Source organism: Azonexus sp., from assembly GCF_049652925.1.
In the GTDB taxonomy this organism is placed as follows: Bacteria; Pseudomonadota; Gammaproteobacteria; order Burkholderiales; family Rhodocyclaceae; genus Azonexus.
Genome location: NZ_JBASFI010000040.1, coordinates 374,764 through 397,867, shown reverse-complemented (window position 1 = coordinate 397,867; position 23,104 = coordinate 374,764). Strand labels below are relative to the sequence as shown.

At 55.4% G+C, this 23,104-nt stretch carries 21 protein-coding genes; 19 read left to right on the top strand and 2 right to left on the bottom strand.

The window, feature by feature from the left end; genetic code table 11:
- Window positions 1-29: 29 nt before the first annotated feature.
- From WBK19_RS20545 to WBK19_RS20470, 16 genes are all read left to right on the top strand, one after another.
- Entirely contained in the window at window positions 30-3,539 is a 3,510-nt protein-coding gene (locus WBK19_RS20545; protein ID WP_511292929.1) for an RHS repeat domain-containing protein, read from the top strand.
- Between the two features lie 10 nt (window positions 3,540-3,549).
- On the top strand, window positions 3,550-4,518 hold the full coding sequence (locus tag WBK19_RS20540) for an RHS repeat domain-containing protein (protein WP_511292928.1): 969 nt from the start codon (window positions 3,550-3,552) through the stop codon (window positions 4,516-4,518).
- A gap of 5 nt (window positions 4,519-4,523) precedes the next feature.
- Window positions 4,524-4,982 carry a hypothetical protein gene (locus WBK19_RS20535; RefSeq protein ID WP_511292927.1) on the top strand — a complete coding sequence of 153 codons (459 nt, stop codon included), beginning with the start codon at window positions 4,524-4,526 and terminating at the stop codon, window positions 4,980-4,982.
- 465 nt (window positions 4,983-5,447) lie between these two features.
- A complete protein-coding gene (locus tag WBK19_RS20530; protein WP_511292926.1) occupies window positions 5,448-8,831 on the top strand; it encodes a hypothetical protein in 3,384 nt (1,127 codons plus the stop codon).
- A gap of 11 nt (window positions 8,832-8,842) precedes the next feature.
- The gene (locus WBK19_RS20525) at window positions 8,843-9,778 is read left to right on the top strand and encodes an RHS repeat-associated core domain-containing protein (protein WP_511292925.1); all 936 of its coding nucleotides are present in this window, start codon (window positions 8,843-8,845) and stop codon (window positions 9,776-9,778) included.
- An 18-nt stretch (window positions 9,779-9,796) separates the two neighbouring features.
- Entirely contained in the window at window positions 9,797-10,264 is a 468-nt protein-coding gene (locus WBK19_RS20520) for an Imm26 family immunity protein (RefSeq protein WP_511292924.1), read from the top strand.
- Window positions 10,245-10,676, top strand: coding sequence for a type II secretion system major pseudopilin GspG (gene gspG / locus WBK19_RS20515; protein ID WP_511292923.1), 432 nt, complete (start codon window positions 10,245-10,247; stop codon window positions 10,674-10,676). Before WBK19_RS20520 ends, gspG begins: the two co-directional genes overlap by 20 nt.
- An 86-nt stretch (window positions 10,677-10,762) precedes the next feature.
- Window positions 10,763-11,941, top strand: coding sequence for a type II secretion system F family protein (locus tag WBK19_RS20510; protein ID WP_511292922.1), 1,179 nt, complete (start codon window positions 10,763-10,765; stop codon window positions 11,939-11,941).
- On the top strand, window positions 11,938-13,647 hold the full coding sequence (locus WBK19_RS20505) for a GspE/PulE family protein (protein ID WP_511292921.1): 1,710 nt from the start codon (window positions 11,938-11,940) through the stop codon (window positions 13,645-13,647). Before WBK19_RS20510 ends, WBK19_RS20505 begins: the two co-directional genes overlap by 4 nt.
- Window positions 13,648-13,666: 19 nt before the next feature.
- Window positions 13,667-14,989, top strand: coding sequence for a PilN family protein (locus tag WBK19_RS20500; RefSeq protein WP_511292920.1), 1,323 nt, complete (start codon window positions 13,667-13,669; stop codon window positions 14,987-14,989).
- Window positions 14,977-15,576 carry a hypothetical protein gene (locus WBK19_RS20495; protein WP_511292919.1) on the top strand — a complete coding sequence of 200 codons (600 nt, stop codon included), beginning with the start codon at window positions 14,977-14,979 and terminating at the stop codon, window positions 15,574-15,576. The genes WBK19_RS20500 and WBK19_RS20495 overlap by 13 nt, the downstream gene beginning before the upstream one ends.
- Window positions 15,573-16,058, top strand: coding sequence for a hypothetical protein (locus tag WBK19_RS20490; RefSeq protein ID WP_511292918.1), 486 nt, complete (start codon window positions 15,573-15,575; stop codon window positions 16,056-16,058). The genes WBK19_RS20495 and WBK19_RS20490 overlap by 4 nt, the downstream gene beginning before the upstream one ends.
- On the top strand, window positions 16,055-17,959 hold the full coding sequence (locus tag WBK19_RS20485; protein ID WP_511292917.1) for a secretin GspD/PilQ domain-containing protein: 1,905 nt from the start codon (window positions 16,055-16,057) through the stop codon (window positions 17,957-17,959). Before WBK19_RS20490 ends, WBK19_RS20485 begins: the two co-directional genes overlap by 4 nt.
- Window positions 17,959-18,435 carry a type II secretion system protein gene (locus tag WBK19_RS20480; RefSeq protein ID WP_511292916.1) on the top strand — a complete coding sequence of 159 codons (477 nt, stop codon included), beginning with the start codon at window positions 17,959-17,961 and terminating at the stop codon, window positions 18,433-18,435. Before WBK19_RS20485 ends, WBK19_RS20480 begins: the two co-directional genes overlap by 1 nt.
- A gap of 5 nt (window positions 18,436-18,440) precedes the next feature.
- Window positions 18,441-18,824, top strand: coding sequence for a type II secretion system protein (locus WBK19_RS20475; RefSeq protein ID WP_511292915.1), 384 nt, complete (start codon window positions 18,441-18,443; stop codon window positions 18,822-18,824).
- Window positions 18,811-19,278, top strand: a complete 468-nt coding sequence (locus WBK19_RS20470) for a type II secretion system protein (protein ID WP_511292914.1) — start codon at window positions 18,811-18,813, stop codon at window positions 19,276-19,278. The genes WBK19_RS20475 and WBK19_RS20470 overlap by 14 nt, the downstream gene beginning before the upstream one ends.
- A 68-nt stretch (window positions 19,279-19,346) precedes the next feature.
- Here the strand turns inward: WBK19_RS20470 and WBK19_RS20465 are convergent, their stop codons facing one another.
- Complete coding sequence (locus WBK19_RS20465) at window positions 19,347-20,285, bottom strand: hypothetical protein (protein ID WP_511292913.1); 939 nt, start codon at window positions 20,283-20,285, stop codon at window positions 19,347-19,349.
- A gap of 158 nt (window positions 20,286-20,443) precedes the next feature.
- On the opposite strand from WBK19_RS20465, the gene WBK19_RS20460 reads away from it, so the two are divergent.
- From WBK19_RS20460 to WBK19_RS20450, 3 genes are all read left to right on the top strand, one after another.
- Window positions 20,444-20,731, top strand: a complete 288-nt coding sequence (locus tag WBK19_RS20460; RefSeq protein WP_511292912.1) for a helix-turn-helix domain-containing protein — start codon at window positions 20,444-20,446, stop codon at window positions 20,729-20,731.
- Between the two features lie 347 nt (window positions 20,732-21,078).
- The gene (locus tag WBK19_RS20455; protein ID WP_511292911.1) at window positions 21,079-21,471 is read left to right on the top strand and encodes a magnesium chelatase subunit ChlI family protein; all 393 of its coding nucleotides are present in this window, start codon (window positions 21,079-21,081) and stop codon (window positions 21,469-21,471) included.
- Window positions 21,464-22,669, top strand: coding sequence for a multidrug effflux MFS transporter (locus tag WBK19_RS20450; RefSeq protein ID WP_511292910.1), 1,206 nt, complete (start codon window positions 21,464-21,466; stop codon window positions 22,667-22,669). Before WBK19_RS20455 ends, WBK19_RS20450 begins: the two co-directional genes overlap by 8 nt.
- On the opposite strand, the gene WBK19_RS20445 is transcribed toward WBK19_RS20450, so the two are convergent.
- The gene (locus WBK19_RS20445) at window positions 22,649-23,041 is read right to left on the bottom strand and encodes a rhodanese-like domain-containing protein (RefSeq protein ID WP_511292909.1); all 393 of its coding nucleotides are present in this window, start codon (window positions 23,039-23,041) and stop codon (window positions 22,649-22,651) included. The two genes, WBK19_RS20450 and WBK19_RS20445, sit on opposite strands and share 21 nt — an antisense overlap.
- Window positions 23,042-23,104: the final 63 nt, after the last annotated feature.

The following is a 23,104-nucleotide window of genomic DNA, read 5'->3' as shown; positions in this document are numbered from 1 at the left end:
CGTGTTATGCGCAAAAAACGGAGGGAGCAATGTTGAGAAAGAAAATGATTCGTGGCCTTTTTTGCTGGGGCATAGCAGTAGCCATCGCAATTCCATGCGTTCAGGCTGCCGATTTGGTGAGCAATGCCCCTCCACCTATGGCGCATGCCGCGCAAAAGGTCCTGATTGAGCATCCCGGTGAAAAAATTGACCTGTTCTCGGGTCAACTGCGGTTAAACCATGTTGATGTCGACATTCCCGGAAATGGGGGATTCAACCTTCAGGTCATTCGCACTTACTCGCCTCGACTTCCGGATCTGCACGAGCCGATGGGCCTGAATTGGAATATCCATTTCGGACGCCTGAAAGCAGGAATGGTCGGTACCGGTGTTTGCAGCAGAATGTACACCTCAACCTATTCGTTTGAAACAGCAAGTGGCGAAACCCATACTTTTTATCGGCCGAATCTCAATCTGGCGGGTATCACCACAGGAGTGACGACGGTTCCTGCTTATCTCTCTATGACGATGTGGCGTTTGGACTGTATTGGGAGTGGAGATGCCGGTTTTGTTGTGACGTCACCTGATGGGACGCGTTATGAGCTTACGACCGATCGTGCTGCCTCTCCTACAGGGCAGGCCTACATGTACCCTAGCAAAATCACAGATAAGTTCGGGAACTACATTACGTTGGTCTACATCCGAACGCCGACGGGGCTGCCCTATCCCGAGCCGAAATATCCCCTGCTCAGTACTGTGACGGCTTCTGACGGCAGAAAACTTACCTTTGCGTATTCCACTGATTGGCTGCTTAACTCAATTACGGCTGATGACGGGCGCAAGTGGACGTATGCCTATCAGCGCGAACAAAAAGCGCCAGGGACCAGTCCTTCAAAATATTTTCAGCTGACATCAGTAACGCGTACTGATGGAACCGCTTATGCCTTCCAGTATCAAGTTCCAACCAAGGTCTATGCCGCGACGGATGCTGCAGGTGCTGGGGCCGGGCATCTGAAATCTGTAACGTACCCTTGGGGTGGTAACATCAGCTATGAATACACCTACACCACTGCTCCAGGAGATGGTGGTGTGTATTTCATGCGCGTCTTAAGCAAGAAAACGACGTCCGATGGTGGCACGTGGAATTTTGCTTATGCCCTCTCCAAAAAGGTCGGCGACATTGATACGACGACGGTAACAACTGCGGATAAATCGATCGTTACCCAACATTTTGGCTATAACTCAGGGGATTCGTCGACTTGTTGGAAGATTGGTCTTCCGTTGAACCAGAGTATCGCTCCCCTTGGTGGAGCTACGCTTCAAACGGAGACCAATACTTGGAGTCCTGCTCTAATTTCGGACAAGAATCCGCTATTTCCACTTCATTCCGGTGCCTCTTGCGGTAGTGTCTCGCAACCTCAGTTGTCTCAGCAGAAACTGGTTCGGGATGGATCGACTTACACCTCTGCCTATAGCGCGTTTGATATTTACGGCAATCCCAAAACCGTGGTTGAAACAGGTAATGGGCAAGCGAGGACAACTTCGAGAGCCTATTGCACCAACTCTACAAACTGGGCGTTACGCCAAGGCGGAACCGAGCAAATTAGCACGCCTTCGTTGGGTAGCGGCACGATTAGTCGCACGTACGATTCCAGTTGTGCTTTCCTTCTGTCGGAAAGCCGCTTTGGTGTAACAAATTCGTTTACCTGGAATGCAGACGGATCAATGAAAACAATGGTCAATCCGAGAGGGTTCACCACAACTTATGCCGATTACTACCGCGGTGTTGCCCGTCAGGAAAGCCAGCCGGAAGGTGTGACAATTTCAAGGAGCGTCAGTAGTGCGGGATGCGTGTTGTCTGAAACCAATGGTGAGGGAAAAACAACTTCCTATTCCTGCGACGGGCTCAATCGCCAAACGCGTATAGCACGCCCTGTCGGCAGTGCAACGACCATCGCCTGGGCAGCAGCATCGCGGACGGCCACGCGCGACCAACTCACGGAAATTACCAGCTACGATGGTTTTGGCCGGGCACGACAGCAGGAAATTGGTCCCGTCTCCGGAACTCGTACAGTTCGTAGTTATACCTATGACGCAAACGGGCGCCTGACATTCGAATCGAATCCCTGGCAGGGAGCGGCGAGTAGTGCAGGAAAGCGTTATGCCTATGATGCTTTGGATCGCGTCAAAACTGAATCTGCACTGGATGCCAGTGGCGCGACACTCGTCACGCGCACTAATAGTTATCTGGCTGGCAATGCGGCTCAGGTGACGGATGAGCGGGGTATGGTGACCCGGTATGACTACCTTTCATTCGGCAATCCAGATAGTCGCTACCTGACCGCGATTACGCCTCCTGCTGGAACTAATGCTGCGCTGAGTCTTGGGAGAAATTTTCTGGGATTGGTTACTTCGATGACTCAAGGCGGTCTGACCCGTACCTACGGCTATAACACTAATTTCTACCTGACCTCGGTGACCAACCCGGAAACAGGCTCGACGACTTATGGGCGTGATGCGGCCGGCAATATGACCAGCCGTGCGGTGGGCACCTCAGGTACTAGCACCTACACCTACGATGGTCAAAACCGACTGACTGCCGTGGTCTATCCGGGAACTACGCCGAGCGTAGCCAATACGTACAGCAAGACCCACAAGCTCAAGAGCGTGGTGTCGTCGGCGGCGGGGCGCAGCTACGTCTATGACGCCAATGACAACCTGACCAGTGAATCGGTCGTGGTCGATGGCTACACACTGACGACCGGCTATGGCTACAACGCGCTGGATCAAATGGCCTCGATAACTTACCCGTATTCAGGTCGTTCGGTCACCTTCAGCCCGGATGTTCTGGGGCGTCCGACGGTAGTTTCCGGATATGTCTCGTCGATTGCCTACTGGCCTTCCGGACAAATGAAACAAATCAACTATGCCAACGGAACGATCAGCACCTATGGCCAGAACAGTCGTCTGTGGCCGAGCAGCTTTGCTACGCAACTGGGTGCGACGTACTACAACAACGGTACCTACACCTATGACGGCACAGGGAATCTGACCGCGATTGCCGACAGCGCCGATGCCAACTACAACCGGACGCTGGGCTACGACGCCATCAATCGCCTGACGACGGTCACTGGCCCGTGGGGCAATGGCACGATCGCTTACAACGGCGTTGGGAATTTGGTGAGTCAGGTCCTGGGAAGCAATAGCCTGTACTACACCTACGATACTCAGAATCGCCTTTCCAGCGTTTCGGGCAACCGGAGTGGCAGCTACACCTATGACGCCTACGGTGATATCGCGACCGCGCCGGGTAGTGCCTACACCTACGATGGCGTTCCCAACCTGCGTTGCGTGAATTGCAGTACGGCGAACGAGGTAGCGAATGTCTACGACGGCCTGAATCAACGCGTCTCGGTTACCAAGGGCGGCGTGAAGACCTACGAAGTGTATGGTTCGCACGGTAATCTACTGGCTGAATACACCCCGAGCCAGGCCAACAAGCTTGTTGAATACATCCACCTGGGCGGCAAGCGCGTTGCCCAGCGCGAAACCAGCCAGTAAGGGGATGAACATGCAGATCAAGTACGTCATGACTGGCTGGCTGAAGCGTTCGGCCGCCCTTCTTCTCGGTGCGGTCATTGCCACCTCGGCTGTGGCCGCAACGGACATGACCACCTATTTTCACAATGATGTGTCTGGCACGCCGATGCTGGCGACCAATGCTAGCGGTCAGGTCGTGTGGAAAGAAACTTATCGACCCTACGGCGAGAAGCTGACCAACTCGGCGGCCAGTGCCAACAACAAGGTGGGCTTCGCTGGTAAGCCGTACGACGGCAACACAGGCCTCTCCTATATGGGAGCCCGTTATTACGACTCGGTGCTCGGACGCTTTACCGGGATAGATCCCAAGGAAGTCAATCCAAACGATCTGCATAGCTTCAACCGCTATGCCTACGCCAACAATAATCCGTACAAGTTCGTCGATCCCGATGGGCGGAGTCCGCTCTTAGTATTTTTGCCTGTTCTTGGATGGGCTGCCAGTGGCGCATTGATTTCGGGTGGCTTCAACGCAGCGTTGCAGGTTGCCACCTCTGGGCAGGTGCATTGGCAAGGGATTGGAGGTGTCCTTGATGCAGCGGGGGATGGTGCTATTCTTGGGCCGATGTTCGCAGGAGTTGCAGCCCGGAGTACTAGTAGTGCTATTGGAAGCGGAACAGCTGGGGCAGCAAAGCAAACGGAGGCAACTGCAGCACGTGACACCTTAGCTGAATCTCTTGCTCCCTTAAAAGGCAAGGCGCCAGCGACAGTTACTGGTGGATATAACGTAAAGACTGGCGAAGTCGCTGCACGAGCATGTGGCGGTGGCAAGTGTGCCGAGGATCACGTTGTTGATGCGTTAGGGGGAAATAAGGCCGATGTTCGGTTTACGGAAGCTATGCGCCCGCGAACGGGCGAGCAGGTTCCTGTCTGTCAGCGCTGTGAAGCTTCATACGGCCGTAGTCCTTTTCCATCAGGGACACGATTTAAATCTGATGAGTGAATAACATGGCTACACGCGAATATCCTGACGGGCTCGATTGTCTCTGGCTTGCTGCTGATCGAAATGGGCATCTTGGGGCCTTTGTTACGGGAGGCGCAGGCCCTATACCTACTTCAGCGCTAAGCGACTCTTCATTTCCTATTGAAGATGTGGAGGCCGCAGTGTGCGAGTTACCTAAAATCTCAGAGGCTCGATTACTTGTGCCGATGAAACGTCCAGACGATTTCATTGAAATGGCGCGGCGTGGATTCTTTGTGTATGACTGGCGTGATGTTCATCGCACTTTGCGTGAGTCTAAGCATACATACGAACCCATAGCTGTACCACTGACTCCACTAAAAATGAATGAATTGCCAGAACATATTCGGAAGCTTGCAACGGTTTCTACATTGCCCGATACGGCCTTTGTCGATGAGTTAGCTTTAGACGTTACGGCTGTACTTCAATGCCGTCGTGCCTGCTAGAAATTGTAAGGAAGGGCGAATCACTGATGATGCAGTTTAGCCAAGGTGGTACCCGTTTGATTCAAAATTCAGGAGAGGATCTAGTCCAGGATCTACTTTAATGAAGTTGCTTGTCGTCATCGTCAGCATTGGCCTCTTGACCATCCTTCACTGCAACCGATACGACGACCTATTTCTATAGCGATGTTTCCGGTACGCCGATGCTGGCGACCGATGCCGCCTGTCCGTGCAGAAAGAGACCACAATCGCTGATTGCATTGGAATAGCTACGCGACTGTACATGCGTGCATCCGCATTCCAAACGCTTACGCCGTTAATGACAATCGTATTTTTATTTGTTATCTTCTGGCTAATATGTTGTTGGTATTCCCCGGGTGGGTGATTTGGGTGGCGTTGCACGAAGTTGGAGGGCTACGCTCAGGTCGCCTGTCAAAAAATGATGGCGTTACGACAGGAGGGAGCGAAGTGAAAAGAATCTTGATCGGTTGTATCTGTGTCGCGCAGTTGCTGTCTGGGATTGCAGTTGCCGATATTCAGCGCGGATATTACGATGATCCGGGAATCTATCCGAATCGTAACTACGTCAACAACAACTACTGGGAGCACATCGACCCGTTCAATGGGTCGGCTCAGCACCAGTATGTGGATCTGTTTATTCCCGGGAATGGGCAGTTCGACCTCAAGGTTCTTCGAACCTATAGCTCAGCGATGCTGGATAAGGCGAGTGATCACTACACTCAGATCAGTCCCGGCTGGGATCTGCATTTTGGCCGGGTGGTTACAACGGGATTTAACGGTGCTACTTGTCAAAACGCCAACCCCGGTACCTCCAACGAAAATCCGGTCTGGATCGCACCAGATGGCTCCAGGCAGACATGGTTTTATCCTGGAAGTACGCCGCAGGCCAATAATGTTTTGACGAGCCCACAGAGTTGGCGCCTTATTTGCACCAATGGCGCGCCAGGCTACCTGACGGTCTACTCTCCCGATGGCATCCAATATGAAATGCGGCGCTATATCTCTGGATGGGGGGAGTTTAACGGTGCCTATGTCTGGCAGACGACAAAGATCACAGACAGGAATGGCAACTACGCCACAATTACCTACCCGGATGCCACGCGCCCTGAAATTGGGACGGTTCAGACGAACGATGGGAGGCTGCTCACATTCTCTTATTCAAACGTGGCAAATCAGCTAGGAGCCAAGCAGATTTCCAAAATTCAGGCCAATTCGGGTCAGTCGGTCAGCTATGGGTACTCCATGCTTGAAGCATTTTTGCCGGTGCTGTCCAGCGTAACTCGTTCGGATGGGACTGCTTGGCAATATGGTTATGTTTCACCGAGTCTTACTACGCCAGGGCATCACAAAATGGCGTACTACATTACGCCATGGGGAGGCAGGGCAGATTATTCCTACACCTACATCGACTTTGATGGCACGGGGGTTTTAGGAGCGCGGCTATATGCAGCGGTCACACGCAAAGTGTCGAGTGATGGCGGAACCTGGAACTATTCCTACGCCCCTTCAAAGTCCGTAGGTGTGTACGACTCCACAACAGAGTCTTCGCCTGCAGGAACTACTATATATAACCATTTTGGTTATCAGAGCGTAGCGAACGGTGAGCTTTGGAAGGTTGGGCTGCTTGCGACGAAGAGTGTTGGTTCGTCTCAGTCTGAATCGTATGTGTGGTACCCGCGTTTGATGTCCAATGAGGCCATGAGTCGTTTTGTTACTTACACCAATAAGTATGACACCACATCAAATGCACCATTCCTCGGCGCCAAAACAATTAGTCGCAATGGGGCAAATTTTGTAACGAATTATTACAACTTCGATGCCTATGGAAACCCGACTCTCGTCGTGGAAGCCGGGCCCAATGGTGGCTCTCGGTCAACTTCGCTTTCGTACTATATCGACACGACGAAATGGATCGTAAATCAGCTTCAAAATGAAACATTTACAGGAAGCTCAATTGTTCGTGGATTTAATGCGAACGGGAACCTGGTTTCGATCAATCGAGATGGAGTGCTAACAAGTTTTGGCTACGATGCTCAGGGCAATGTTGCATCAGCAACTTTGCCACGAGGGCTTGTCTACAGCTATGGCAATTACAAGCGAGGCATTCCGCAGACGGAGACCCAACCAGAAAGCATTACTCTCAGCCGAGTGGTTAGCGATGCCGGAAATGTGACCTCGGAAACTAATGGGGAGGGGAAAACCAGGCTTTTCGGTTACGACCTGATGAACCGGGTAACGAGCATTGGCTACCCAACCGGAAGTGCGGTCAGCATCGCTTACTCGGCGACCAGCAAATCGGCTACTCGGGGTGCTCTTGTCGAAGCGACAGCCTATGACGGTTTTGGGCGTCCAGTCAGCATTACCTTGGGTGGCGTGGCTAGAACCTATCGTTACGATGTATTGGGCCGAAAAATATTTGAATCCAACCCTGGCGCAACGATTGGCACTAGCTATCAATATGACATTCTCAACCGGGTTGTTCGTATCACAAATGCTGACTCGACCACCCAAACCAAGAGTTACGGGGCTGGCAATGTAACCGTTACCAATGAAAATGCCAAAGCAACGACCTATGCCTATCGTTCATACGGAGATCCCTCGCAGCAATTTTTGATGTCTATTACGGCGCCCGACACTTCGGCGAATGTGGCAATAGGCCGTAATTCCAAGGGGCTTGTTACTTCGATCACCCAAGGCGGTCTGACGCGAAGCTACGGTTACAACGCCAATTATTATCTGACCTCGGTGACCAATCCTGAGACTGGGACGACAACCTATGGTCGCGATGCAGCGGGCAACATGACCACGCGTGCTATCGGTACGTCTGGCACAAGTGCCTATACCTACGACGGACAGAACCGCCTGACAGCCGTGACCTATCCGGGCACTACGCCGAGCGTCGCGCAAACCTATAGCAAGACGCACAAGTTGAAGACTGTGGTTTCCACGGCCTCCAGTCGCAGCTACATCTATGACGCGAACGACAATCTCACCAGCGAATCGATCGTCATCGATGGCATTACGCTGACCACCGGCTATGGCTACAACACGCTGGACCAACTGGCTTCGGTGACCTACCCGTACTCCGCACGTAGCGTGACATTTAGCCCTGACGCGCTTGGCCGCCCGACGGCGATCTCTGGATACGTTACGGCAGTAAGCTACTGGCCGTCCGGGCAGGTCAAACAGCTCAACTACGCCAACGGCACCATCAGCACCTATGGACAGAACAGCCGTCTGTGGCCAAGCAGTTTTGCGACCCAACTAGGAACGACGTACTACAACAATGGCGGCTACACCTACGATGGCGCGGGTAATCTGACGGCGATTGCCGACAGTGCAGATGCCAACTACAACCGGACGCTGGGTTACGACACCATCAACCGATTGACGACCGTCAATGGCCCATGGGGCACTGGCAGCATTGCATACAACGGGGTGGGCAATCTGGTCAGCCAAATCTTTGGGACCAATAGCCTTTACTACACCTACGATGCCCAGAATCGTCTGGCCAGCGTCTCAGGTAACCGGACTGGCAGCTACACCTACGATGCTTACGGTGACATCCTCGCCGGGGCGGGCAGTAGCTATACCTACGATGGTGTACCAAATCTTAGCTGTGTGAATTGTGGAACGGCCAATCAAGTAGCGAATACCTACGACGGTCTGAATCAGCGCGTCACCGTTACCAAGGGCGGCGTGAAGACCTACGAAGTATATGGCTCACACGGTAACCTACTGGCCGAATACACACCGAGCCAGGCCAATAAGCTCGTTGAATACATCTATCTGGGCGGCAAGCGCGTTGCCCAGCGTGAAACTAGCCAGTAAGGGAGTACAGCATGGAGATCAAAAACATTCTGAGCAGTTGCCTGAAGCGTTCGGCAGCCCTTCTTCTTGGTGCAGTCATTGCCACCTCGGCTGCGGCTGCAACGGATACCACCACCTACTTCCACAACGATGTGTCTGGTACGCCAATGCTGGCGACCAATGCAGCAGGGCAAGTTGTCTGGAAGGAATCCTATCGTCCCTATGGCGAGAAGCTGACCAACTCGGCGGCCAGCGCTAACAACAAGGTGGGTTTTGCGGGAAAGCCGTACGACGGCAACACTGGACTCTCCTATATGGGAGCTCGTTACTACGATCCGGTACTGGGGCGCTTTACTGCCATCGATCCGAAGGAGGTCGATCCCAACGACCTGTATAGCTTCAACCGCTATGCCTACGCCAACAACAATCCGTACAAGTTTGTTGATCCGGATGGGCGGAGTCCGTTGGATGTAGCGTTCCTGATGTATGACCTTGGAAAACTTGGTTTGGCAATGTACTCCGGGGTGGGGGTTGGTGCTGCTGTCGCTGATGTGGCTTTAAGCGTGGTTGGCGTCGCAAGCCCTGTTCCAGGCACGGGGCAGGCGCTGAAAGCTGCTCGGGTTGCTCATGGAGTTGAGGCTGCACGTGGAATTGAAGCAGGAAAGTCGATAAAGTCTGTTGACGAAGGAATTGTTTATTTGCGTACAAATCCAAAGTCGGGGGAGAAGTATGTCGGTCAGACAAAATCGGATGACAGGTTCATTGCGCGTAAAAAAGAACACAATCAATCAGAAGGAGTGGAACATCGCTTTGAAATAATTGGACGGGCAGAACCAGGGAAAAAACTTGATCGTTTGGAAGAGAAAAATATTCGCGAGCGAGGAGGGATTCAGCGAGAAGGTGGGGAGTTGACTAACAAACGTCACCAAATGTCAGAGCAAAGATATAGTGCTGGTGTAGGTGAATAATATAAAACGGTGAAAAAATTGGCAAAAAGAAAACAAGTCTGGAAAGACGGCGATTATTTTATGGTTCCGCTTGCAAAAGATAAATTCGCAATTGGGCAAATAATTAGCCTAGAAAAAAATTGCATGGATAGTGTCTTGTGCGTATTTTTTTCGAGACTCCTTGATCAAATTCCGGATGCTAAAACCAAGCTGGATAATTTAAATATTATTTCTGTTCAGATTACAACTAGGGATTTATTGGATAATGGAAAATGGAAGGTTTTCTCTAGCGGAGATATTTTAAATATTTCGGACGTTTTTCCAATTGAACGACTTAGAAACAGCGGTTATATTGGAGCAATTATCGAAGGCTCAGGTGTAATTCGAGATTTTCTGGAAGCTTTTCACGGTTTAGCCTTCTGGGATCAATATGCCGATGCTAGATACTTTGACAACTTATTAATTAGTGGGGTGTGTAGGCCGACCGATGCAGTTTTTTCGAAATAACAAATCTGTACTGGCTGGATTTACTTTATTGGAGTTACTTGTCGTTATCGTCATCATCGGCCTCTTGGCCTCCTACGTTGGCCCCCGTTATTTTTCTCAGATAGGCAAGTCAGAGCGAGGCACCGCCAAGGCCCAGATTGAGGGATTCGGCCGAGCATTAGATGCGTATCGGCTAGATACCGGACATTACCCAGAGACCAATCTGGGTTTGAACGCCTTGGTGACTCGCCCGACTTCAGAATCAAAATGGAACGGCCCCTATCTCCAGAAGGCTGTCCCCCTTGATCCCTGGGGCAAGCCCTATGTCTATCGGACGCCCTCGACGACAGGCCAGGACTTCGATCTGCTTTCCTATGGCAAGGACGGTCGTCAAGGTGGTGACGGTGACAACGCCGACATCTCCTTCCGATAACACGCCTCACTCTCATGGAAGCTGCAACATCAAGGTCACAGGCTGTTTTTTGTCCTAATAGGCAGGAGACGGGAGGAGAAATCCGTTTGGTCCTGCGCCGCCCCGATGGGAATCTTGTCACGCGTACCTACCCGGCTCAGGAGGCTACCGGTGCTGCCCAGCGAGCCCTTGCCCAAGGACTACAAATCGTCTCACAGCAGGAAATCGCACCAAAATCGGCCGACGTTGGTCGATTTGTTTCCCGCTTCCCAACGCTGCTGTTCAGCCAGCAATTGCTGGCCCTCCTCGAATCCGGTCTCACGCTCACCGAGGTGATCCATACGCTTCTGGCCAAGGAATCTAGCCCCGCGCACCGGCAGGTTGTCCTCCAACTCGATGAAGCGCTCGCCCAAGGTTTCAGCTTCTCAACGGCACTGGCACAACTCCCCGCAGCATTTCCGGAAATCTACGTTGCGACGGTACGGGCGGCCGAACGCACCGGCGACCTGGCTCAGGCCTTGACCCGTTACATTGCCTACCAGCAGCAATTTGACGATATTCGTAAAAAACTGGTTTCCGCTGCAATCTACCCGGCTATGCTTTTGCTTGTCGGTGGTTTCGTCTCGCTCTTCCTGCTGGGCTATGTTGTGCCGAAATTCAGCACGGTCTACGAGTCCGCTGGTCGCGAGTTGCCGTGGACGTCCTCCGCGCTCCTTGCCTTTGGACAGTTCATTCATCGCTACAGCCTGGAAATCATCACGGGGGCTACGGCAGGCGCGCTCAGCGCGTATGCCTATCTTCGCCGTCCTACGGCACGTGCATCGATGGCCCGTGGGTTCATGCGTCTTCCCTGGCTGGCGCGACAGATACATGTCTTCCAGCTCGCTCGCTTCTATCGGGGTCTCAGCCTCTTGCTTACCTCCGGCATCGCCTTGCCGCAGGCCATGGTCATGGTCTCCGGCCTGCTCGGGAATGGCGCCAGGGAACGCCTGCAATCAGCTAGGGAAGCTGTCGAGTCCGGACAGAGCCTGTCTGCTGCGTTGATCCAGCATCAACTCTCGACGCCTGTAGCCGATTCACTGATCAAGGTGGGTGAACGTTCCGGCCAGATGGCACGGATGCTGGAACGAACCGCGAAGTTTCATGATGAGGAATTCTCCCGCTGGGTGGATTGGGCATCCCGCCTGCTGGAACCGCTACTGATGGTCGCCATCGGGTTGGTTATCGGGACGGTTGTCGTTCTGCTCTATGTACCCATCTTCGAGTTGGCAGGCAGCCTGCAGTGAGCCTCGATAACAAGACCCTGTCGGGTGGGGTTGCCCCTCCGATTTCCTCGGCACTTCTGGACGGTGCTCGGCAGCATGCTTTCGAGCAGGGATTGTCGCTGCCGGCGTCGCTACAGGTCGTGGCTTCCTGGCCTGCCGAAACTTGCCGAGCCGCCTTGGCGTCTGCATTCTCCTATGCCGAAATGCCGCTGGAGCGACTCCGGGAAGCAATACCGCGCTTTGATCTCATCGCCTATCGGGAATCCGCCAATCGCTCCCTTTTGCTTCTGACCTTGCCCGATTCCGAAAGATTTATCCTTGTCCTGAGCGATCCCTTCGATATCAGCCAGGAGGGTTGGGTACGCCGACAACTGGATCGACAGGAAATTACCAACTTCTCAGTCGGTTTGACCAGTCCGGGCGAGTTGGCAATTTACCTGGCGGAGCAGGAAGCGGATATCCAGGCCATCGATCGATTCGACGTTCAGGAGAGCGGATTGTTCATCGAGGATGACATTCCGGTCATTACCCTGTCCTCAATCGAAACCGATGATCGCCCGGCCGTCAAACTTGTCAATTCGACCCTCTACGACGCACTCAAGCTGCAAGCCAGTGATATCCATCTGGCGTGTGATGAGGAGGGCTTGCAAGTTCATTACCGGATTGATGGTGTCCTGGTGCCCATTACTCGCGTGGCCGGGATGGCTATGGCCGACCAAATCGTTTCGCGCATCAAGGTCATGGCCGAACTCGATATCGCCGAACGGCGCGTACCGCAAGATGGTCGCTTCCGGGTTCGCGTCAATGCCCGGGAAATTGATTTCCGGGTCTCCATAATGCCCAGCCTGTTTGGCGAAGATGCCGTTCTTCGCCTGCTGGATCGCCGTGCCCTGACAGAGGCCGCCCAGACGCTCCGCCTCGATCATCTAGGGCTGGATAGCGCCAGCATGGCCCATGTCCGTGACCTTGCCGCGAGACCACACGGCATGTTGCTGGTGACCGGCCCAACCGGCTCCGGTAAAACCACGACGCTCTATGCGGCCATCACCGAGATTCACACCGGGCGCGACAAGATCGTCACCATCGAAGATCCGGTCGAATATCGCCTCCCTCGTGTTCTCCAGATTCCGGTCAACGAGAAGAAAGGCCTGACCTTCGCGCGCGGACTGCGCTCCTTGTTGCGTCACGATCCAGACAAGATCATGGTCGGCGAAATTCGCGACGAAGAAACGGCACAGATTGCCGTTCAGGCAGCGCTCACGGGGCACCTGGTCCTGACATCGGTTCATGCCAATAACGTCTATGACGTACTGGGCCGTTTCATGCACATGGGGGTCGATCCTTATAGTTTTGCAGCGGCCCTGAACGGCATTGTCGCCCAACGCCTGATGCGCCTGAATTGCTTGCATTGCGCGGTACCGGCTGTGCCGGAGTCTGGTCTCGTGCAGCGATTGGCCATCCCGGAATCCGAATGGCAAAGCTGGCAGTACCGGATTGGACACGGCTGTACCCATTGCCGCGGTACCGGATATCGAGGCCGTAAAGCGATCGCCGAAGTTCTGGTGCTGGATGACGTGCTGCGCGAACACATCGCGCAACGATCACCCATCACCACCCTGAAACAGATGGCGCAGCAGCGCGGCCTGGTGAGCATGCAGACCGTGGCGCTGAGTATGATTGCCCGGGGCGAAACCACCCTGGCGGAGCTTTTCCGTGTGGCCAGCTAAGCAACGCTCAAGCGCTACCTTGGTCATCGGTGCCCGCCGGTTAGTCTGGGTGCCGGTACCGGCACATGCCGAGACCCATAGCGGAGCCATCGAGTTCGAAATTTCTCCCCAACCCGAGGAGACTCGACAGCAGGCCTTGTCGCGGACATTGGATGAATTGCTCGCTGTCTTGGACAGCGCTTCTCTCAAGTCGAAGCCAGTTTCTTGCACACTTCAGGTGCTGATTTCAGATCACTGGTTAGCCCTTGATGTATTGCCCTGGTCAGATGCCTTGCTGCGCCGCGATACGGCGCCGGCCTATTTGAGCGACGGCTTTGCTATGGCTGGCTATGAAGTCGCGACAGAAGATATCGTCCATATTGATGATCGTCGCTATGGCGAACCTTGTTGGGTTGTACGCTACCCAGACGCCCTGCTGGCCACGCTCAGGTACTTTGCCGACCGCACGCGATGCGTGTTGCTCGGCATTCAGCCCCTGAGTACGGCCTGTATCGATCTACTCAGACAGCGGGATGGTTTTACAGGGACGCTGGGTTTGCTCGAAGGGAATTGGCTGCGCCTGTTTCATGTCACCAAATCTTCCATCAGGCCACTGGGCCACCGGCAATTCATCGCCGATCCGGCGGATGCTTCCCTGATCTGTCAGCGCACCTGCCTGTGTTATCCCGGGCTCGAGGCTGCGCACCCCTTGCGTCTTTTGAACCTGAGCCAGCAAGCAATTGAGGAGACGCCGCAAATTCAGGCCTTGCAACCGGCCTGGCTAAGCTCAGCCTTGGCCACTGATCAAGGTGACCTCCTCACCGGTATGGCGTGCCAAGCCTTTAATAGCACGCACCCGCTCGCACACCACGGTCTGACAAAGAGGCGTCAAGTCGGTCAGAAACTATGGATTGCCTTCTTGGTAGCTGCCATCCTGAGCATGGCAGGTGCTGTCGGGCTCGTTCACTCCCTGATCGCAGATCAAATACAGCGACCTGTTACAGCCCAAGTTGCCTTGCCTGATTCGTCACAATTAACCGCAGCCCGGGACGATGATGGCAATAGGGAAGCAATTCGCCGTCTCAATTTCCCGGTGGATGAACTTCTGCGCAGCTTGGTCCCTTCCGATGCCACGCTGATCTGGATCGTATCGGTCGAGCTCGATACCGATGCCTCCCTGAGTGCCACAAGAGAAATCCATCTGCTAGGCCAGACCAAGGGGCTGGATGAGGTCTCTGCCTACATGAAAGCCTTGTCGGCTCGCCCGCATGTCGGACGTATCGATCTGCTGCGCCATGAAATCGTCGAGATTGATCCGGCCAAGCCATTGCGTTTCGAACTGGAGATTGCATGGCAGGACTGATGTCATCGCTGACTCGAATGCGCGCTATCGCCCTGAGGAGCGCTTGGCCGTTACATCAGGCCTGGCATTGGTCATTGTCCCGTTTTGGGGGCTTGGGTATGGCACGCATACTATTGCTGCTTATCCTGTTGCTGGCCAGTCTGCTGTTGAGCGAGCGTTGCCAAACGCTGGCGGAACTCCCAGAGCAAAGCAGTGAGCCCATCACGCCTCAGCGGGCCACTGACAAGCCTCCAGAAGGTCAGCCAGCACTTGAGCGCATCCTGTCCCCCGCCACTGACATTCCCGTACTCTTGAGCGTCTTTCAGCAACAGGCTCGGGACAATGGTTTGCGCCTCGATCATCTGGAGTACCACCGCGACGCGGACGGTAGCCAGGCGTTCGAAACGCTGAGGGTCAGCATGACCCTGATCGGGAACGCGGACAAACTCCATGGGATGGTCAGCCATCTCCTGAAAGATTATCCTGGATTGGCGCTAGTTCGCTTGAAACTGGCCCGCGAAAGGATCGATACCCTGGATATCGAGGGCCAACTGACCTGGCTCTTCTATCTGAAAGGTGCGCCCGGCACCGCGGAGTTCAATCGATGAACTTCAAGCGGTTCGCGTTGTTTGCCGTGTTATTGCTTACGCTCGGTGCGGCCTATTGGTCCCCTGATCCTAGCGGCGAGTTGGTGCAGCCAATCGAACGTATCGCTGGTGACAGCTTGGCGCCCTCCACACAGGCACCGTCGTTGATGCTGCATGAACGAATCGAGTCGGCTAGCTCTTTGGGGCTCTTTGCCACGCCGCCGGTCGTCGCGCCTGAATTCGTCCCGGCACCGCCGCCTCCGCCACCACAGGCACCGCCATTGCCGTTTCGTGTGCTTGGCCGCTATGTCGATCAGCGGGGCATGTTTGTCTTGCTGATAAACGAGCAACGAGGATTTACGGCCCGCCTGGGTGACGTTATCGATGACCTGTATGAAGTCAAGGCGATCGAAGGGCCGACCATGACGCTGATCTATCTCCCTTTACGGCAAACCCAGACTCTTGATATCGGGATGCCATTGTCGATTGCGACCGAACCATGACTTGCTCACGTTGGCTTTTCCTGAAACCTTCCCGCTGCATGGGAGCGCTACGCGTGCTCGCCTTGTTGCTAGCAAGTAGCTTGCTGGCGGGGTGTGGCGGCATGTTCGCCTACCGCGATGGGAGTGCCCTGATCGCTGCCGGTGATACGGATCGCGGTCTGGTTCGTCTCGAGGAGGCCGTCCGTCTTGAGCCGCGCAATCCGGAATACCGGATGGTGCTGATCAACCAACGCCAGCAAGCATCCTTGCGCTGGCTGCAGACCGGCAACCTGGCACGCCAGGCCGGACGCGACGATGAGGCAGAAAGCGCTTATCGCAATGCGCTGAAGTATGACTCCGGTTCCGGACTGGTCCGCGAAGCCCTGGACGCTCTGAATACCGACCGGCGCCACCGTGTCGAACTGGCTGAAGTAGAACCCCGACTCAAGGCCGGTGACGAACAAAGTATCGCCGAGGTGCAGGCCAGGATAAGGACGGTGCTCTCGGAAAATCCCCGGCAGAAAGACGCATTGGCCCTGAAGAGGACGGTCGACACCATAATACGGGCGAGCAAGGCGGCAGAGCTTCGCCTCGATGCCGCTTACCGAAAGCCAATCTCACTGGAGTTACGCGATGCCTCGCTGCGTTCCGTTTTCGACGTCATCGCTGCCGTATCGGGGATCAACTTCTTCTTCGATCAGGATATCCGCCCCGATCTAAAAACCACCATCCTGGCCAGAAACTCAACCGTCGAAGAGGTATTGCGCGTCATTCTGGCGACCAGCCAACTGGAGCAGAAGGTGCTGAATGGCAACTCGCTGCTGATTTACCCGAATACGCTACAGAAACAGAAAGAGTATCAGACCTTGCTGACGCGTACCTTTTACGTGGCCAATGCGGACGTCAAAGCAGTGGCCGAGACACTCAAAACGATCGTCAAGGTTCGCGATATGTCGGTCGATGAGCGCCTGGGTCTGATTTTTGTCAGAGATACGCCGGATGCGATTCGCATGGCAGAACGGATTGTTGCCCTGCAGGATCTGAGCGATCCGGAAGTCATGCTGGAGGTGGAAATCCTGGAGGTCAAACGCTCCCGCCTGATGGAACTGGGTATCCAGTGGCCGAACCAGTTGTCTCTCGCGCCGCTTGTTGCCAGCGGATCGGCGCTGACGCTGAATCAGTTGCGTCACTTGACGGCCAATACGACGCAGGCAACGATCGGAGCTACATCAATCAACGCCTATAAACAGGACCAGGACGGAACCTTGTTGGCCAATCCGAGAATACGCGTCAAAAACAAGGAGAAGGCCAAGATCTTGATTGGTGACCGTGTGCCAGTCATTACGACTACGTCCACGTCGACGGGGTTTATCGCCGAATCGGTCAATTACCTGGATGTCGGTCTGAAGCTGGAAGTCGAACCGAATGTGCATCTTGATGAAGAGGTTGGCATCAAGATCAATCTGGAAGTCTCGAACCTCTCCAAGGAGATCACCAGCAAATCGGGAACCTTGGCATATCAGGTCGGTACACGTGGGGCAAGCACGACGCTGCGCTTGCGCAATGGTGAAACCCAGGTGCTGGCGGGTTTGATCAACGACGAGGATCGCCAGACGGCGAACAAGATTCCTGGCCTGGGTGACCTGCCGGTGGTGGGTCGATTGTTTGGTAGCCAGAAAGATGACGGGCAGCGTAGCGAGATTTTGCTCTCCATTACCCCACGTATCCTGCGCTCAATCCGACGGGAAGACTTGGCGCTGGCCGAATTCGAATCCGGGACGGAGAGCAGTATTGGTGCCGCCAGTCTGCGCCTTACGACACGTGAGGCGGTGCAAGTGCCAGCACCGCTCGTCACACCGACGCCCAGCATACCGAGTCCGTTGCCGCCAACCGCTCCGCTCGAAACCGGGGCACTGCGCTGATGCCAATCTGGTCACGTGGCTTCACGTTTATCGAATTAATGATGACCCTGGCGATTCTTGGGGTCCTCGCATTGATGGCTGTGCCAGTTGCTGAATACAGTGTTCGCCGCGAAAAGGAGCGTGACTTGCGCCTGGCGCTCGTCGAGATTCGTGGGGCGATCGATGCCTATAAGCGGGCGGCCGAACAGGGGCGCATCATGATTCCACCAGGAGAGAGCGGCTATCCTCGTTCGTTGGATGAATTGGTATCCGGCGTTATCGATCAGCGCAGTCCGGTCCGTCAACGTATTTACTTCCTGCGGCGCTTGCCGCCTGACCCCTTTGCCGCCAATCCGACCACCAAGGCCACGGATTCATGGGGTGTGCGCAGTTACACCTCCAGCCCCGAGCTTCCCATGGCGGGCAAGGACGTGTTTGACATCTATACGCGATCGACAGCAGTTGGCCTAAACGGCGTTCCGTACCGTCAATGGTAACTCGCGTGCGATCTTTGTTCAGGCAACGGGCCTTTACGCTCATCGAAATGCTCGTCGTAATGGCCATTGTTGCTCTGTTGCTGACGATTGCCACTCCTCGCTATTTCGGCGCCCTCGATAAATCTAAGGAAGTCGTCCTTCAAGAAAACCTGAGAACGGTGCGGCATGTGCTCGACAAGTTCCTGGCAGACAAGGGGCGTTATCCGAGAACGCTTGATGAGTTGGTAGATATGGGCTACCTGCGGGCAGTCCCGGTTGATCCAATGACGGAGTCCAGTCAGACTTGGGTAGTCGACCTATCGAAGCGGCAGGATCGCCCAGGTATCTCAAATGTGCACAGCGGGGCGCCGGGAACAACGCATGCAGGCATGCAGTATGGCCAACTGTAAGCAGGGGGGGCGAGAAAGCGGTTTTGCGTATATCTGGGTGCTCGCCCTGGTCATGATCCTGTCCATTGGAATTGGAGCCGTCATCGAGGTTGACGCAACGCAGGTGCGACGGGAACAGGAAGTGCAATTGCTCGCCATTGGCCGCGAGTTCCGGGAAGCCTTGCTTCACTATTATGAAACGCTCTCGCCAGCTGGGTCGCATGAGTATCCGGAGCATCTCGATGATTTGGTGCTGGATGCACGCAGAGGACCGCTCCGTCGTTACCTGCGCAAGATCTACCACGACCCGATGACAGGGAAAGCGACGTGGGGTTTGCAGCTGGAGGCAGGGCGGATTATCGGGGTCTATTCCTTGTCAGAAAAGCGGCCGATCAAACAAGACGGGTTTGAACCCGAAGAAACCCACTTTAAAGGAGCCGCTAGTTATAAGGAATGGCGATTTGGTAAATTTTAGGGGTGGGCAGCGAAGTCGCTTGATGGGGCGGACGGTGAGAAACCTATAAGCAGCTAAGATTTCAGGTTCTACCTGGACGGTAGCAGACTCTCTAGGCGCACCCACTGCACAGCGGGTGTCGCGTTTTCCCATTGCACGTAGGCCAAGGGCGGTTTCATTTCGACGATCATTCCGACGAGCAGGTTGCGACCATCCCGCCACTTGGCTGCCACCCGGTCGCCGGGCCGAAGCCGGCTACGGAATGCAACCAAGTTTTCTTCCTCGGTTTGCCGCCGAATTTCCTGCTGCTGCTGAGCTTCCGCACGTTGCGCCGTTTCCGCCGCCTTCTGCTGGATACGCGCCTCGTCCTGCGCGATGGAGGTGGGCAGTTTCTCCTTGGCTTTCGCTACCAACGACTCTGGATCGAAGGTGCCTTCGAAGGTAGCGATAAAGCTGCGCAATTGCTGCGGGGAAGTGGCTCTGGCGAATAAGGCCCGGTATTCGAGCAGCGGCACTGCCTCTTTGGCCAGTTCGACCGCCTTTGACTCCGCAACTGCCGTGTCAAGGGCAGGCTGGTCGATGGATACAGTGAAAGACGTATTGCCCGACGCCGCATCCGCCGCCGTCAGGATGCCGAGGCTCAAGACCCCACGGAGCAATGTGGCGGCCGCCGCCGAGCCCTTGTTGACCGAGTAGAAGGCGGAATTGCATTCCAAGTAGCCGAACTCCCTCCGGTCCTTCATCTTTGTCAGGCACAACCGCTTGCCACCGGGAGGCGGCTTGGTAAGTACCCGGGCGGATCCGTCCACCAAAGAAATGTCGACCAACTCGGTGGCTAAATTCTGGAGGTCGCCGGCCAGGCTGGCCGACCACCGCCCATCGGCACGCAGCAAATAGACCGGCACGACTTTCAGCAACAACCCTGGCTGATAGGTGGCGCTGCTGAGCTCCGTCGTGAAACTCTGGGCCCGGACCGGAAATCCAACGATGGCGATGGCCAGCACCGCTAGGAGGCGAAGCATTTGCATGGTCGTTCCTGAAATTCGCTCTCACCGTTCCCGGTAGGGAGTGATGGAACGAATGGGGTTAAGTAAATGACATGGCTATTTTACAGATTGAGATTTAAAAGCAGTAGATTAATGGACTGTAGATACTTAACCCGTAGGCGGCCACTCTCTGGTCCACTATGGGGAATCACAATCAAGCAGTTGGGGAAGCTCGCCGGCGCGTTGCGGAAAACCTCCGGCGGCTACGCAAGGAACGTGGCCTGAGTCAGGAAGTCATGGCCGAGTTGGCGGATTTCCACCGAACCTATGTGTCGCAGTTGGAGCGTTGCGTCACCAATATCTCGCTCGATGGCCTGGAGCGGCTGGCGAATGCCTTGCACATCGACGTACTCGCTCTCTTGGCACACATCGAGGTATCCGAGGCGGGCGACGACGTTGCCAAGCCGACGGGGCTGCCCAACGAGTAGCCTCTTGCCAAGAACGGACGATACCAAAAGCGGCTGATCTGCACCTGACTTAAATGGGACGTTTGTGGCACATCGCGAGCATGGCGTTCGGAATGTCTCGATCGACAATATAGAAATACTAGCCGGAACGTTGAAAACTTTGGTGCGTTAGCTCTTGATGCCATCTCAATAACAAACTTACGCGACATTTCGGATTGGAGGCGCCTTCCCCCGTAATGATGAGCATTGCCAGTCACAAGGTTTAGAATTATCTAATGTCACCAGCACTCGACGGAAATAGGAGCGATTCGCTTCTCATCGAATAGTTGAACGCTCGATATAAAGATAAACCCTTAAGGAAGCGTGAATTGGGATACTCATCAAGTGTTTCGCCCCGTATACTCATTGACCTGATCATCGAAGTCCCCGCACTGCTCGCCGAAAGCCTCGCCGGCAAGGCCGATGGCGAATCATCAGCGACCGTTCGCGCCCGCGTCGAGCAAGCCCAGAATCGCCAGCAGACCCGGCAACAGAAGCCGAACGCCCGGCTGAGCACCAAGGAAGTCGACGCCGGCTGCCAGTCCGACGCGACTGGCAACAAATTGCTGCAACAGGCAACAACCCAGCTCGACCTGTCGGCCCGCGCCTGGCACCGCATTCTCAAAGTCGCGCGGACGATCGCCGATCTGGCCTCCAGCGACGACATCCGCGCCGCTCACGTCGCCGAGGCCATCCAGTATCGACGTTTCGCCCGTGGGTGAACACCAGACGCGGCGGGAAACACGCGGCATCGCCATTTTGCTGGCGTCGCTGTCGGCACTCGGGCCGTTTTCCATCGACACCTACCTGCCGTCCTTCCATGAAATAGCGGAAAAACTGCACGCCACGCCGCTCGAAGTGCAGCAAACGCTGTCAATCTACCTGCTCTCGTTCGCCGTCATGACGCTGTGGCACGGCGCAATTGCCGACCGTTTCGGCCGACGCAACGTCATTCTCATTGCTGTTGGCCTGTTCGCCGTCGCCTCGGCCGGCTGCACGCTGGCCACGCGCATTGAGCACCTGTGGTTCTGGCGGGCAATGCAGGGCATGACGGCCGGTGCCGGCATCGTCATCAGCCGCGCCATCGTCCGCGACCTGTACGACGGCGCCCCGGCCCAGCGCCTGATGTCGCAGATCACCATGATGTTCGCCCTGGCCCCGGCCATCGCCCCGGTCATCGGCGGCTGGCTGCAAAGCTGGTTTGGCTGGCGTTCGGTTTTTGCCTTTCTGGTCGTGTCGACCGCAGCCTTGTGGCTGGCCTGCTGGAAACTGCTGCCGGAAACCCTGCCCCCGGAAAAACGTCAGTCGCTACGCCCGGCCTACCTTGGCGCAAGCTACTGGAAGGTCATGACCTCGCCGCCCTTCCTGCTCGCCTGTGCGGCGGTATCACTCAATTTCGCCGGGTTTTTCGTGTACGTACTGTCGGCGCCGGTTTTTCTGATGACCCATCTCGGCGTCCCGGAAACCGGTTTTCTCTGGCTGTTCGGCCCGGCGATGGGCGGCCTGATGTTCGGTTCATGGCTGTCCGGCAGGCTAGCCGGCAAGATATCGCCGAGTCGGACCATCCTGCTCGGTTACATGGTCATGGCGAGCGCCGCCGCCTTCAACCTGATCATCAATCTCGCGCTGCCGCCGGGGCTGCCGTGGAGCGTCATGCCGCTATTTGTCTACACGACGGGCATGTCGCTGGCCATGCCCAGCCTGACCCTTTTCGCCCTCGACCCGTTCCCTGCCCAGCGCGGTCTCGCCGCCTCCTGCCAGACTTTCTTCCAGTCAGGCTTCAACAGTATTTCTGCCGCCCTGATCGCCCCGGCCATCTGGGGTTCGACCCTGACCATGGCGTTCGGCATGGCCGGGCTGCTGCTGGTCGGCGGCCTCGCCGCCCTGCTCCACCAGCGCCTACGTTTGAAACCAAGGTAGCCCGCGGAAGCGCCAACCAGCCAGCGTACCGCGGTGATAGTTCTCGTCGAGCGGCCCTTCGAAACCTTCGAGGACGTTGATGACCTGGGTGAACCCAGCCGTTTCGAGGGCATCACCGGCATGGATCGAACGCTGGCCACTGCGGCAGATGATCAGCACCGGCCGGCTCAGGTCGTTGCGCACGAGATGTTTCACCTTGTCGGTGAATTCCGGATCGATCTCCCAGTCCGGTCCTTCCTGCCAGGCGACATGCTCGGCACCGGCCGGGTGGCCGACGTACATGTGCTCGATTTCCGTCCGGCAATCGACGAGCACGGCTTGCGGGTTTTCCTGAAGCAGGGCGTGGGCGGCGAGAGGGTCGAGATGCAGCATCGGCATATCCGAAAATTAGGGTAGTCCGATATTATGAAAGCAAGCCGCGCAAAGCGACAACCT

What these genes read in the sequence shown, in the direction of transcription:
- WBK19_RS20545 (WP_511292929.1), top strand. Translation starts at nt 30, where the DNA reads ATGTTGAGAAAGAAAATGATTCGTGGCCTTTTTTGCTGGGGCATAGCA.
- WBK19_RS20540 (WP_511292928.1), top strand. Translation starts at nt 3,550, where the DNA reads ATGCAGATCAAGTACGTCATGACTGGCTGGCTGAAGCGTTCGGCCGCC.
- WBK19_RS20535 (WP_511292927.1), top strand. Translation starts at nt 4,524, where the DNA reads ATGGCTACACGCGAATATCCTGACGGGCTCGATTGTCTCTGGCTTGCT.
- WBK19_RS20525 (WP_511292925.1), top strand. Translation starts at nt 8,843, where the DNA reads ATGGAGATCAAAAACATTCTGAGCAGTTGCCTGAAGCGTTCGGCAGCC.
- gspG (WP_511292923.1), top strand. Translation starts at nt 10,245, where the DNA reads ATGCAGTTTTTTCGAAATAACAAATCTGTACTGGCTGGATTTACTTTA.
- WBK19_RS20495 (WP_511292919.1), top strand. Translation starts at nt 14,977, where the DNA reads ATGGCAGGACTGATGTCATCGCTGACTCGAATGCGCGCTATCGCCCTG.
- WBK19_RS20490 (WP_511292918.1), top strand. Translation starts at nt 15,573, where the DNA reads ATGAACTTCAAGCGGTTCGCGTTGTTTGCCGTGTTATTGCTTACGCTC.
- WBK19_RS20485 (WP_511292917.1), top strand. Translation starts at nt 16,055, where the DNA reads ATGACTTGCTCACGTTGGCTTTTCCTGAAACCTTCCCGCTGCATGGGA.
- WBK19_RS20480 (WP_511292916.1), top strand. Translation starts at nt 17,959, where the DNA reads ATGCCAATCTGGTCACGTGGCTTCACGTTTATCGAATTAATGATGACC.
- WBK19_RS20470 (WP_511292914.1), top strand. Translation starts at nt 18,811, where the DNA reads ATGGCCAACTGTAAGCAGGGGGGGCGAGAAAGCGGTTTTGCGTATATC.
- WBK19_RS20465 (WP_511292913.1), bottom strand. Translation starts at nt 20,285, where the DNA reads ATGCAAATGCTTCGCCTCCTAGCGGTGCTGGCCATCGCCATCGTTGGA.
- WBK19_RS20460 (WP_511292912.1), top strand. Translation starts at nt 20,444, where the DNA reads ATGGGGAATCACAATCAAGCAGTTGGGGAAGCTCGCCGGCGCGTTGCG.
- WBK19_RS20445 (WP_511292909.1), bottom strand. Translation starts at nt 23,041, where the DNA reads ATGCTGCATCTCGACCCTCTCGCCGCCCACGCCCTGCTTCAGGAAAAC.